General features: G+C 45.3%; 7 protein-coding genes. 3 read left to right on the forward strand and 4 right to left on the reverse strand.

Translation table 11 applies throughout. The features are described from left to right. The 3 genes from ACTJKN_RS26015 to ACTJKN_RS26025 all read right to left on the reverse strand — a co-directional run. A partial coding sequence (locus ACTJKN_RS26015) for a beta strand repeat-containing protein (protein ID WP_440828536.1) occupies nt 1–6,631 on the reverse strand: 6,631 nt, incomplete at its 3' end. A gap of 254 nt (nt 6,632–6,885) precedes the next feature. After that, the gene (locus ACTJKN_RS26020; RefSeq protein WP_440828537.1) at nt 6,886–7,962 is read right to left on the reverse strand and encodes a helix-turn-helix transcriptional regulator; all 1,077 of its coding nucleotides are present in this window, start codon (nt 7,960–7,962) and stop codon (nt 6,886–6,888) included. A 4-nt stretch (nt 7,963–7,966) separates the two neighbouring features. Further along, on the reverse strand, nt 7,967–8,767 hold the full coding sequence (locus tag ACTJKN_RS26025; RefSeq protein WP_440828538.1) for a helix-turn-helix domain-containing protein: 801 nt from the start codon (nt 8,765–8,767) through the stop codon (nt 7,967–7,969). Nucleotides 8,768–8,887: 120 nt separating this feature from the next. Between ACTJKN_RS26025 and ACTJKN_RS26030 the strand changes: the two genes are divergently transcribed. Next, the gene (locus ACTJKN_RS26030) at nt 8,888–9,064 is read left to right on the forward strand and encodes a hypothetical protein (protein WP_440828539.1); all 177 of its coding nucleotides are present in this window, start codon (nt 8,888–8,890) and stop codon (nt 9,062–9,064) included. Between the two features lie 255 nt (nt 9,065–9,319). On the opposite strand, the gene ACTJKN_RS26035 is transcribed toward ACTJKN_RS26030, so the two are convergent. After that, nucleotides 9,320–10,696: a serine hydrolase gene (locus tag ACTJKN_RS26035; protein ID WP_440828540.1), complete on the reverse strand. Its 1,377-nt coding sequence runs from the start codon at nt 10,694–10,696 to the stop codon at nt 9,320–9,322. Nucleotides 10,697–11,013: 317 nt separating this feature from the next. On the opposite strand from ACTJKN_RS26035, the gene ACTJKN_RS26040 reads away from it, so the two are divergent. Both ACTJKN_RS26040 and ACTJKN_RS26045 read left to right on the forward strand, forming a co-directional pair. Further along, the gene (locus tag ACTJKN_RS26040; RefSeq protein ID WP_440828541.1) at nt 11,014–12,495 is read left to right on the forward strand and encodes a histidine kinase; all 1,482 of its coding nucleotides are present in this window, start codon (nt 11,014–11,016) and stop codon (nt 12,493–12,495) included. After that, nucleotides 12,492–13,193 (forward strand): LytR/AlgR family response regulator transcription factor, encoded by a 702-nt coding sequence (locus ACTJKN_RS26045; protein ID WP_440828542.1) that lies wholly within the window; start codon nt 12,492–12,494, stop codon nt 13,191–13,193. Before ACTJKN_RS26040 ends, ACTJKN_RS26045 begins: the two co-directional genes overlap by 4 nt. The last annotated feature ends 42 nt before the right edge of the window (nt 13,194–13,235 follow it).

The raw sequence follows: 13,235 nt of genomic DNA on the forward strand, positions 1-13,235 counted from the left end.
CGTTTGCATCGGTAACCGTCACATTTGTTAAGGTTACGTTGCCTGTATTGGTCACCACGAAAGTGTAGTTGATACGGTCGCCCGCATCTACCTTACCGTTCGTGTTGAAGTCGTTATAGGTTCCGTCTTTGGCCAGGGTCATTGCACCTGTGTGTACGATCGGTGTAACCGTACAGCTTGGGCATGCAGGTGTTGGCGGTGTAACCGGATAGTTGGGATCGGTAGGCGACAATGGTGTCGGATCTACCGAAGTGGTCGTGATATTGTTATTTTTAGGGTCTTTTCCGGTCGCAGTGGCCACGTTGAACACACCTCCGTTATCAATCTCCGCCTGTGTAAGTGTATGGAAACCGGTAAAAGTGCTGTTGTCTGAAGCACCTACCGCAAGTGAAGCGATCGGACCGCCGGAAATCGTAGCGTTTGCATCGGTAACCGTCACATTTGTTAAGGTTACGTTGCCCGTATTGGTCACCACGAAAGTGTAGTTGATACGGTCGCCCGCATCTACTTTGCCATTTCCATTAAAGTCGTTGTAATGACCTTCTTTCGCTAATGAAATTTTTGGATTGTAAACAGTAATGTTAACAGTAATAGGATCAGATTTTACGCCATCTGGAGTTTCTAAAATATAAGTATAGGTATCATTACCCACATACCCATTGTTTGGGGTGTAGGTAATAGATTTGTCTGGATTAATGGTGATAGTTCCGTTGCCCGGGCTTGTACCTCCAGGGATAACGGAAGTGCCTACACCGCTCGGACCGTCGTTCGCAGTTACAATTGTAGTTGTAGCTGTATTAACCGGAGTAGTATCGGTATCAGTTGTACCAACAGGCTTAATGCTGATCACAAAGGTTTGTGTAGCAGATTGATCTACCCCGCCATTCGTTGTACCTCCGTTGTCTTGCACGTACACCGTAACTGTGGTTTTACCATACTGGCCGGCAGCTGGGGTGTAGGTTAAAACACCAGTTGAGCTTATTGCCGGCTGCGTAGTAAATAGACTGTTTTTATCATTGGTAACTACAAAACTCAAGGTTTGTGCACTCTCATCCGTTGGCCCGCTGCTAATCGCAGTAGCCCATGGTGTTATGGTTTGAGCTGGAGAATTGATCGCAATTGTTTGGTCAGCTCCCTTGGTAAATGAAGGAATGTCGTTCACTGGAGTTACGGTAATGGCAAGTGTGCTCGCAGCATTACCACCATTTCCATCACTAATGTTATAAGTAATTAAAGGAACAGTTCCGTTATAATTGGCTGCTGGTTGGAAGGCATAACTTCCGTTAGCATTGATGGTTATTGTGCCCACGCCGGTGATGACAACCGGAGTACCAATAGTCTGTGTACCTGTTACACCGAATATGCTGTAATTCGTTACAGTTAGGGTATTTCCTTCAACATCTGTATCATTTATTAAGATATCTCCTGTAACTCCTGTCGCACCGTCTGAAACATTTAAGTTAGTATCTTCTAGCGTCGTATTGGTATTGGCTACGGCAACCGGAACATCGTTTACCGGGGTAACCGTGATGTTTACAGGTGCGTTCGAAACAGCATATGCCGTACCGTCGCTACCGTTCCAGTTGAAACTGGTCGAACCGTTCCAGTCTGCATTGGGAACAAAAGTAATCTTGTCCAGATCCGCTGCGATGATCTCCTGGCCCGCTGTGATGGCAACACCGTTAAGCTGCAGGGTACCGTTCAACGGAAGATCAACAATACGGATCTTGGTTAACGGGTTGTTATCCTTGTCTGTGAATTTCGAGGTAAAATCTACAGCGGCAAAAGGTATCGGGGTATCTTCCGCTCCGCTTTTGCTGATCGCTGCAACAACTGGAACATCGTTTACCGGAGTAACCGTGATGTTTACAGGTGCGTTCGAAACAGCATATGCCGTACCATCGCTACCGTTCCAGTTGAAACTGGTCGAACCGTTCCAGTCTGCATTGGGAACAAAAGTAATCTTATCAAGATCCGCTGCGATGATCTCCTGACCCGCTGTGATGGCAACGCCGTTAAGCTGCAGGGTACCGTTCAACGGAAGATCAACAATACGGATCTTGGTTAACGGGTTGTTATCCTTGTCTGTGAATTTCGAGTTAAAGTCTACAGCGGCAAAAGGTATCGGGGTATCTTCAACACCGCTTTTGCTGATCGCTGCAACAACCGGAACATCGTTTACCGGAGTAACCGTGATATTCACTGGTGCGTTCGAAACAGCATATGCCGTACCGTCGCTACCGTTCCAGTTGAAACTGGTCGAGCCGTTCCAGTCTGCATTGGGAACAAAAGTAATCTTGTCCAGATCCGCTGCGATGATCTCCTGGCCTACCGTAATGGCAACGCCGTTAAGCTGCAGGGTACCGTTCAACGGAAGATCGACAATACGGATCTTTGTTAATGGGTTGTTATCCTTGTCTGTAAATTTCGAGGTAAAGTCTATAGCGGCAAAAGGTATCGGGATATCTTCCGCGCCGCTTTTGCTGATCGCTGCAACAACCGGAACATCGTTAACCGGGGTAACCGTGATGTTTACAGGTGCGTTCGAAACTGCATAAGCCGTACCGTCGCTGCCGTTCCAGTTGAAACTGGTCGAACCGTTCCAGTCTGCATTGGGAATAAAAGTGATCTTGTCCAGATCCGCTGCAATAATCTCCTGGCCCGCTGTGATGGCAACACCGTTAAGCTGCAGGGTACCGTTCAACGGAAGATCGACAATACGGATCTTTGTTAATGGGTTGTTATCCTTGTCTGTAAATTTCGAGGTAAAGTCTACAGCGGCAAAAGGTATCGGGGTATCTTCAACACCGCTTTTGCTGATTGCAGCAACAACCGGAACATCGTTTACCGGGGTAACCGTGATGTTTACAGGTGCGTTCGAAACTGCATACGCCGTACCGTCGCTGCCGTTCCAGTTGAAACTGGTCGAGCCGTTCCAGTCTGCATTGGGAACAAAAGTGATTTTATCCAGATCCGCTGCAATAATCTCCTGACCTACCGTAATGGCAACGCCGTTGAGCTGCAGGATACCGTTCAACGGAAGATCGACAATACGGATCTTGGTTAACGGGTTGTTGTCCTTATCTGTAAATTTCGAGGTAAAGTCTACAGCGGCAAAAGGTATCGGGGTATCTTCCGCTCCGCTTTTGCTGATCGCTGCAACAACAGGAACATCGTTTACAGGAGTAACCGTGATGTTTACAGGTGCGTTCGAAACTGCATAAGCCGTACCGTCGCTGCCGTTCCAGTTGAAACTGGTCGAACCGTTCCAGTCTGCATTGGGAACAAAAGTAATCTTGTCCAGATCCGCTGCAATAATCTCCTGACCTACCGTAATGGCAACGCCGTTGGCCTGCAGGGTACCGTTCAACGGAAGATCGACTATGCGGATCTTGGTTAACGGGTTGTTATCCTTGTCGATAAATTTCGAGGTAAAGTCTACAGCGGCAAAAGGTATCGGGGTATCTTCCGCTCCGCTCTTGCTGATCGCAGCAACAACAGGAACATCGTTTACAGGAGTAACCGTGATGTTTACAGGTGCGTTCGAAACTGCATATGCCGTACCGTCGCTGCCGTTCCAGTTGAAACTGGTCGAACCGTTCCAGTCTGCATTGGGAACAAAAGTGATCTTGTCCAGATCCGCTGCAATAATCTCCTGGCCTACCGTAATGGCAACACCGTTGAGCTGCAGGGTACCGTTCAACGGAAGATCAACAATACGGATCTTGGTTAAAGGGTTGTTATCCTTGTCTGTGAATTTCGAGGTAAAGTCTACAGCGGCAAAAGGTATCGGGGTATCTTCCGCTCCGCTCTTGCTGATCGCGGCAATAACCGGAACATCGTTTACCGGAGTAACCGTGATGTTTACAGGTGCGTTCGAAACTGCATACGCCGTACCGTCGCTGCCGTTCCAGTTGAAGCTGGTCGAACCGTTCCAGTCTGCATTGGGAACAAAAGTGATCTTGTCCAGATCCGCTGCAATAATCTCCTGGCCCACTGTGATGGCAACCCCGTTAAGCTGCAGGGTACCGTTCAACGGAAGATCGACAATACGGATCTTGGTTAACGGGTTGTTATCCTTGTCGGTAAATTTCGAGGTAAAGTCTACAGCGGCAAAAGGTATCGGGGTATCTTCCGCTCCGCTTTTGCTGATCGCTGCAACAACAGGTACATCGTTAACCGGGGTAACCGTGATTGAAAGGGTACTTGTGCTAATGCCACCATTACCATCAGTAATGCTGTAACTGATTACAGGCACTGCACCATTAAAGTCAGCTACTGGCTGAAAAATGTAGCTACCATTTCCATTTATAGTTATCGTTCCAACTCCAGGAATAACCGTAGCAGTATTTAACGGATAATCTGTAGCACCAATGGTGAACTTGGTGACTGCGAGGGTATTGCCATCAATATCAGTATCGTTTGACAGCAGTCCGCTTGCAGCAGGGACATTGAGCGTACCATCCTCAATAACAGTTCCCTGATCGGGAGATGCTACCGGAGGAGTATTAACTACCTGAACTGTAGTATTAGCTTTGATATTGTTACAAGCTCCGCCCTTTCCGTTATTGCTACATTCAAACTGCGGATCAGTTGGAGGTACATTGGCGAGCGTATTGGTCGCATCAGGGTCCGTTACGTCGTTCGGACGCAGAATCGTTGCACCGACATTCAGCACCGAGCCTGCAGCTACCGATGGTATGGCCTTCACCGTGACTACGTAACTGATCGAGCAGCCGTTTGCCAAGGTAAGGTTTGAGTTATATTTTAGTTTGTCGGCAGAAATCGTATTGGAAGATTCGGTTGCGCAAGCGCTTGACGGAACAACTCCTGTGATTTCATAGCCCGTAGGGACATTAAATGCGAACGGTGCACCGGTTACATCACTCGGCCCGTTGTTCCTGGCAACAACCGTATAATTGATCGTTCCATTAGCTGCAATGGTAGATGCAGATGGTGTGATGCCAACTACTTCAAGATCAGCAGTTTTTACCTCTACCTGAAGGTCGAGGGTTTCTTCAGCACCCAAAACGAACGTCCAGGTGTCCATTGACATATTGTCTCCAAATGTATTTGAAGTAGGGCTATTAACAGCGCCCCATTTATGGCCGTTGGTTGTACTGGAGGTTCCTGATGGAATAGCCGTTTGGCTGGCATTTATCGGATTCGAAGCAACATCCTTTACTGGAATATCGGCATCGTTCCAATAAACAATATTTGATTGAACTGATGAATTATCTGTCGCAAGCAAGTCTAAGATCAATCCATTAGGATTAACCTCCATATCAAAATAGGGGAAGTGAACTTCAGCTCCCTGTAACTGGACGGTCAGGGTTGCAGGAATTGAGCCATTGGGGAGTGCTACTCCAGCCCCATCCTTTCCATCCCATTCCACTGAGTTAGCGCCAGCTAATGCCGTCCCTGTCAGCGTTCTTGTAGGGAAGTACAAAGGATCTCCCACAGACTTTTTACTGATGATTTTAATACTGTACCGACCAGCAAGATTAGCGGTAAAAACCACTTTTCCACCTTTATTACTCACCTGTCCTACTGTTCCGTCTGTACCAATAATGTCCAGATCAGTTACCTCTGGATTTAGCCTTGCATTTTTCAGCCATGTCGATCCACCGGGCACCGCTCCTGGTGCAGAAACCGGAAGGTCGTTGGAAGGTAATTTATAGAACATCTTGTGGGTAATCGAAGATTGCGTGTCAGCAGTACGGGGATCCTGTATCTGGGATGCAATTCCGGTCGTTGTATTTACACTTTTATACTTAGGCTGATCGGAAGCATCTACCAAGCCTTTATTATTAACAAAAAATGTAAAACTAATGCCATTATTCCCGTTATTATTGGTTCGATAAGTGTAACCATCCTTGGTAAGAACATACATCACACCGAAAAAATTACGATTGGTGGGGAACGAATTTTCTACATTGATATCCAGGGTGAGAATATTGGCATACACCCTGCCAGGTATATAGGACGCTGTTGCACTATTAGATGAAAAAACGGATACGTCCCATGCCGAAATGAGGGGCGTATTCGTGCCATTATTTGCCCAAGCTGCAGTTGCTGCGATGTCTTGCCTCCCATTGGTAGTGCTGTTATTTACACCACCCCCAGCAATAAATTCTACTTTATAAACTCCTGTCCCACCATTTGGAACGGCGTAGTAAACAGGTGTATAAAAATTTCCTCCGGCCACTCCAGGCAACCTGGGCCCTGCAAGTTCAGCAGTCCTATTGGCAATTAGCCCGTTTGTATTGCCGGTAAAATTGCTTACTGTCCCATCAGGCGCGGTTAACCTGATCGCTGCACTTCCTGTACCCATCTCACTACTGGCCATGGTAATCAGTTCCCCTGCTTTCGCGTAGGTAAAATGAGCATTGAGTCCAGGAAATGGATAGGAAGCCGAAGACACCGTACTGGACCGCAGCTTTGCCCTACCTCCAGAAGCGTTTGAAGGATAAAGGTCTCTACTACCGTCTGCAAAAGTGTTTGAAATTGAAAAAGCGAACAGTATCAGGAGCATGGCCGTTTTCATCAGCGCCGAACGTTTAAAGTACGGCACAAAAAAGCATACCCAATCAATAGCTGCCGCTATCCTTTTTGGTAAATGTGTATTCATATAAGTAATATTTCGTTTGTCCGAACGGACAATAATGGAGGCCTTGAAAGCGTTAATTTTCAGAGAACATCATGATTGCCGCTCACTTTCATGGAACATCCTGATAAAAAAACGTTTTTCAGTATGTACCCGTAAGTGGCCGCAAATATGCGCTGAGATCACAGAAATCAAGTATCAATTCATTGGGATGTACTAGATTTATGAATTATGTATACTTAATACTACATTAAATCAACTTAAAGGTTTATCTCCTTTTAATTGTTCCGAAATTGAGAGGGGGTACAGCCTTTCAGATTTTTAAAGACGCGGTTGAAAGTTGCTTTCGATCCAAAACCACACTCGAATATAATCTCGTCAATGCTCTTTTGTTCATCATGCGTCAGTAAAAAACAGGCATGGTCGATGCGTAACTTATTAATATAATTGATAAAACTTTCGTTATGAATTCTGCTAAACAGCTGGCTGGTATAGTGGGCGGAAATTCCCAATAAGCCCGCTACTTTTTCGATCGAAAGCGAACTATCAAGGTGGATGTGGTTTTTGGAGATTAGGTTTTGTAACCGCAGGTTGTATTCGGCCAATAATTCTGTCGGAATGCCAGATTTTTCGTAAGCTGGTTCAGATTTCTGTAAAGCTATCTGCTCTGCTGAGTTGCCCTCAGCTTTTGCAATTCGTTTCATTCTTTTGTAAAGATACCTCGCAACTGACAGCTGAGCACTAAGCAAAAAGCCATATATAATGTAAAGGCCGATGGTGGGAGGCATAGACCTATGCGGTAGTACGCGCGAAAACATCACAACAACACCAAAAGAAGCCATAAACAGAATCAGTACAGAGGCAACATTGATCATCCTGCTCCTATCGCCTAATTGGGAAACTATTTTTTTAGAACCTGTCAAATAAATGGCCCAACCGCCATAACCCAAGAGGGAGACGCCCTGGCATATCCCAAGAACTAAATAGTATTTCCACCGAAACTGCTCCCTTAACAAGGGGTCAGACAACAATACAATGAATGCAATCCAGAAGATAGGGATAGGTATGACATGAAAAAGGATGCGGTTTCGCATTTCTTTATCCATCTCCTTTATAGAGGTGATAATCCCATGATAAAGCAACGGGCCGTAGCCCAGGGCAAATGGTGCACCCGCATCTACAAAACGGATATCGCCGAAAAAATTAATGGCTATCGCCGTATAGCAGACATGACCAATAGAGTAAAAATGGTAAGCTTGCATCACTTTTAGAAAACTCTCCTTTACACCCAACCTGTGGATCAGGATTAATGAAGCAACCGCAAGCAAAAATATAAGCAATAAAAGAATATTCATAATTTCAGCAGATGGCTACAGGCACATTTTGTTTAACCGAACTCCTATATTCTTTTGGGGTTAATCCTACAATCTCCTTAAAATATTTGTTAAATGCACTTTTCGACTTAAACCCGCATTCATAGCTGAGTGCTTCTATCTTTAAATCCAAATCTGCTTCTAGCTTTACTTTGGCATGTTGAATACGGAGCTCTGCCAATAACTGATAAAAATTCTTATCATAAAAAACCTTCAATGCATTGGTCAGCTGAAACCGAGCAATGCCAGTTTTAGCAGCCAATACAGCAAGTGAAAACTCTGGGTCACAAAAGAAATCGGCATTGGATAACACAGCATCAACTTTTTCAAAGTAGACATTCTTCCCACCGGTTTCATTACCGATAAGGTCAACCGGCGCAACCGTTTCGTGCAGTTTCAAATTCAAACCTCCATCCCTGATGTGCGTCCTGATGAAGTTGCCGATCATCAGCCAACCCATGAAAAGCAACAAATTGATAAGCAGATTTACATCAAATCCATTCAAAATCTTTGGAAATACAAACTGGCGGATTAAAATGAAAACAATCAATACTGATATAAAAATGCTGAAATAGAAGAAATTCATCAAAAACATCTCATCTCTGGCAACATTCTCCTTTTTCGTTAGCGTAATCAGGGGGAAAATACTATGCGCAGCCATCGAGATAATCATCGCCAAGAAATAAAACAGGTAATAATAATCGATATAATCTCTTTTCAGATTCAACATCGCCCATGGTGTCTTCAGATAAAGATATGTTAAACTCAATAGCGCAAAAAACACCATGTTTAACGCAAAAAAGACGGTGAATGTAGGCCTTTTTTGTAAACTGAGATAGGCTGAAAATGCCAACGGGCCATATAAAACCGCTATTGGTAGTCCCGAATCGAGTTGAATTAATACCAGATGAACAAGTACCACCAGGAAAATGGATATAACAAAATAGATAAATTTATCATTGGAAGTTTCCAGCCAATGGATTTTTTGCTTATTCCTTATAAACCACGGATCAGGGCTTTTATCAACGGACACAGTAAGTTAGAAATATTAGGAGACGACGATTATATAAGACTAAATTACTGACATTTATATATATTAACAATATTTAATTTAAAACAGGTAAAAATATGACAACAATAACGCTTTTATAATATGTGGTTTTGCTGAATATTCCCTGGTTTATAGCCATAAATTTTGACCTGGCGAACTTCAAATTCTTAAATACACCGTCGATCTTGATCTGACCATGTAAGGCTTCAGCTCCATCCATTTTAAGGCACTGGTTAATAATGTGCAGCAAGGAATCTACTATTGCTTAGCAATGCCACATCTATCTGGCTAAAGTGACGAAACCATGCCTTTCGCGTTAAGGTTATCGGGATCTATCTTTATTGCCTTTTGAAAACATTTGATGGCCTCAACCTTATCGCCCTTACCCAGATAACTGTTTCCCATCTGCTCATAGCCATAGGCAATATCGGCAGGTTTCCCATCGAGCTTGACAGCCAGTTCAAACATATAGATGGCATCCTCATAGTGTTTCCTGCGATGGAGGTACTTCCCGGTGCTAATCAGATCACCGATCTCGAATGAAAAATCATAGGTATCGCTGCGATCAGCCCGCAGTTGGTTGTAATAGGCGATCCCTTTGGTCCGGCTGGCCAATATTCTTTCCCTCACCTCAAGATACACCGATTTTTTGGGTACCTGAACAGGGTGGTTTTGTAGAACGCCCAATATGGCAGACTTAAGGCCATGAACCTTCATCTGCTGGTTATTGGTCATCATTACAATTAAAATATCCTGTTGCGGCAGGCTGTAGATGAGCGCCTCATAATTACTGTTGGAACCCTGATGCTGGTGGAAGTTTAATTCCCCGTTTACAAAGCCAGTAGACCCGAGACTACTCTCTCCACCAGGGAAATTCTCAGAAAGGCTCTTATACGAACTTTTCGAAATAATCCGATAATGGTCAAGCGCCTCTACCCATTTACCCAGGTCCTCTGCCGTCAACCGCACCCAACCGCTCATGCCCTGGGCATATGCTGCAGGCCTGAATTCATTATCGAAAGCCTTTGCCATCCTTGCCCCGTCAGTTGGGCTGTCCACGATTGAACCGTTCATTCCCAGGGGAACGAATATATTCTTCTCCAAGAAATCGGCATAACTTATCCCACTTACCTCCTCGATTATCCGCATCTGCAGGAATACATTATAGTGATTGTAAAGATAGGCACTGCCAGGCTCGAATTCAACATCCTTTAGGTTGCGCAGGTTCTCCCAAATGGTCTCATCTTTTTCTTCCGCCAATGGGTCGAACAACGGGATCCCGCTGGTATAGTTAATCAGGTGCTTTAGCTGTACCCGATCTGCCCATTTGCCCAAGCCCCGGATGTATTTTGACAGCGGATCTTTAAGGTTCAAGAGCCCTTTTTCCTGTAGCATCAGGATGCTTACACCATTAAATTCCTTGCTGACCGAACCGATATCGAACAGCAGATCCCTGCTGAGCATTGATTTTTTACCAGCCCCGGCATATCCCATGGATGCTTCGTACAGAATCTTGCCACCCTTTTTGATCAGGATGTTCCCATTAAAGATGCCCCTTTTATGGGCAAGAGAAAATACCGAGTCTATTCTCACTGCCATAGGTTGCTGGGCAATAGCACAGGTCGCCTGGATGATAAGGAACAAAAGGCAGTACATTTTTTTCATTGAAAGTATCATGGCTTCTTTTTCGCAATGATAGCAGCTTTCATTTGAAGCCAGACAAAAATCCCCGTGAACAGCATCAGAGACTCGTGAACGACACTCCATGATGTGCTGAAACTATCTATCTTTGGATAATGCTGAGATGTCGTATTCTTTTTTTTATTGCCACGGCATTTATACTGGGTGGATGCACAACCGGACCGACCCGGCCCAAGGAAGTTCGCCTTAAAATCGGAAGCGATCCAAAGTGGCTAACCCGCGGCTATAATGATACAGGCTGGAATACATCCAATGGGACCACCCATAAGGGCATATACACAATGCGCTTCCATTTCCAAGTGACGGACAGGGAAAAATCCGTTTCCCCTTTTGTTGTTCAGGTTATCGCCCTGGGATCTTATGATGCCTATTGGGATGGAAGATATATTGGTTCGAGTGGAAAGGTGGCAGGAACAAAGGATCTGGAGGTTCCAGGCTACCACCACTTAACGCTCAGCATCGGAGATACCATTTCCAAGCCAGGCCACCATGTTCTTGCCCTGAGGATCTCTAACTTTCACCACCAGCGAAAGTATACGTTCTTCAATGTGCATGCCGGCACCTATGAAGACCTGAACCGTATGCCACAGCTGATGCTTGTTCTGATGTCCATGCTGGGCGGAATATTCCTTATCGGAGCTATTTACTATCTCTTTCTCTACCGTGCACATCTATCCGAACCGCTGTTTCTGGTATTTGCCATTCTATGCCTGTTATTCCTTGTTCTGCTGGCCGCCGAATATATGCCAGCAACCAGCAACTATGCCTATCCGTTCCAGTTTATCCGTTTGGAAGCGATTGGTATACTTACCCTGGTCATCTCCATCCTCATTCCGTATTTCCTGAACCGGCAGTTCGGCACCTTCGGTCCTTATTTATTTAATTCGGGCTACATTCTTATCCTACTGACCGCATTTATTTTTTACCATGGGAGATACGACCTTAGCGCCAAGGTACTTGGGCTGCTTACAGGCATCGCCTGTCTGGTCGTGGTATTGAGGGCAGCACAGCTGAGGATCCAGGGATACCTGGGTGTACTGGCAGCGCTCTCAGCCAGCCTGATGACCGCTTTTTTCCTGAGTTTCGATTATAGTCTTTATATTAGCTTTGGCCTCCTCCTGGTCAGCATGCTCTATCTTTTAAGCAAGCGCTCTGAAAAAATGATGGGCGATATCCAGCAGAACATGCTATTGTCGGAACGCTTAAAGACCGAGTTGTTAAAAAAAAGCATCCAACCCCATTTTTTGATGAACAGCCTGACCGCATTGACCGAACTGGTTGAACAATCGCCCAATGAGGGTATATCCATGATTACCGCACTCGCAGGTGAATTTGAACTCCTTTCTGAAATGGCCGAAAAAAAATTGGTCCCGATTGAAGACGAAATAGCCCTCTGCAACTTCCACCTGGACATTATGCGGTACCGTAAGGACATCAACTATCTGTTCACCGTTGAGGGAATTGACCCGACTGAATCTATCCCTCCAGCCATCATCCATACCGCCCTTGAAAACGGGGTTACGCACAGCCGGCCACTTGAGGACGGGACCGTAAGACTCCACCTATGCTATTCGTCCGGTCACACGGCAAGGTCCTATACCCTTCGGGTTAGGGCAAATAATTCCAGATTAAAGGCACAGGGAACCGGGACGGGCTTCAAATATATCCGGGCGAGGCTGAATGAAAGCTATGGGAACAACTGGCATTTCGAATCACACGCCGTCGAAGATGGATGGGTTACCAAAGTTACCATTAACAGATGAAGATATTGATCGTCGAGGATGAAATCCTCATCGCCCGCCGGATCGGGCGCATGTGCAGCACAATCCTAGCTGGTTTGGCCGAAATCACACTTATTGGTGATCTGGCCGACGCAAACGCGTACCTTGAAACCAATAAGATTGACCTCATGATCCTGGACCTGAACCTAAATGGAGAAGATGGCCTACAAATCCTGCAGCGGTTTGCTGCAGAATCCTTTCATACCATCATCGTATCGGCACAGCGCGATAAGGCCATAGATGCCTTTGATTTTGGGGTCGTGGATTTTGTTTCCAAGCCCTTCGAAAAGGAAAGGTTAGCACTTGCCCTAGACCGGGCACGTGCAAGGATTACCATGGGAACACGGCAGCTCAAATTTCTCTCCGTTAAGTTTAAGGGTACACTGAAGATTGTTCCCATAGCTGATGTAGTTTTTTTCAAGGGCTCAGATATCTATTCTGAAATCCATCTTGAAAGCGGTGAACTTTTCCTTCACGATAAGAGTTTGGAGCAGTTGTCTCAGCTCTTGAGCCATTCCTTTCTCCGGATACATAAGTCATACCTGGTATCACAGTCGCAATTCGAGGCCTTGTTGCGAAAAGCCGGGGGCCGACACTTCTTAAGGCTAAAGAATGGAACTGAATTGCCAGTTGGAAGAACCAGGTATCCGGAACTCAAGGAAAAACTAAATTGGAAATAGGTTGCAGAGAACCATGTGATATTTATTTATTGACTAATTTGG

Source organism: Pedobacter sp. 22163 (genome assembly GCF_052045595.1).
In the GTDB taxonomy this organism is placed as follows: Bacteria; Bacteroidota; Bacteroidia; order Sphingobacteriales; family Sphingobacteriaceae; genus Pedobacter.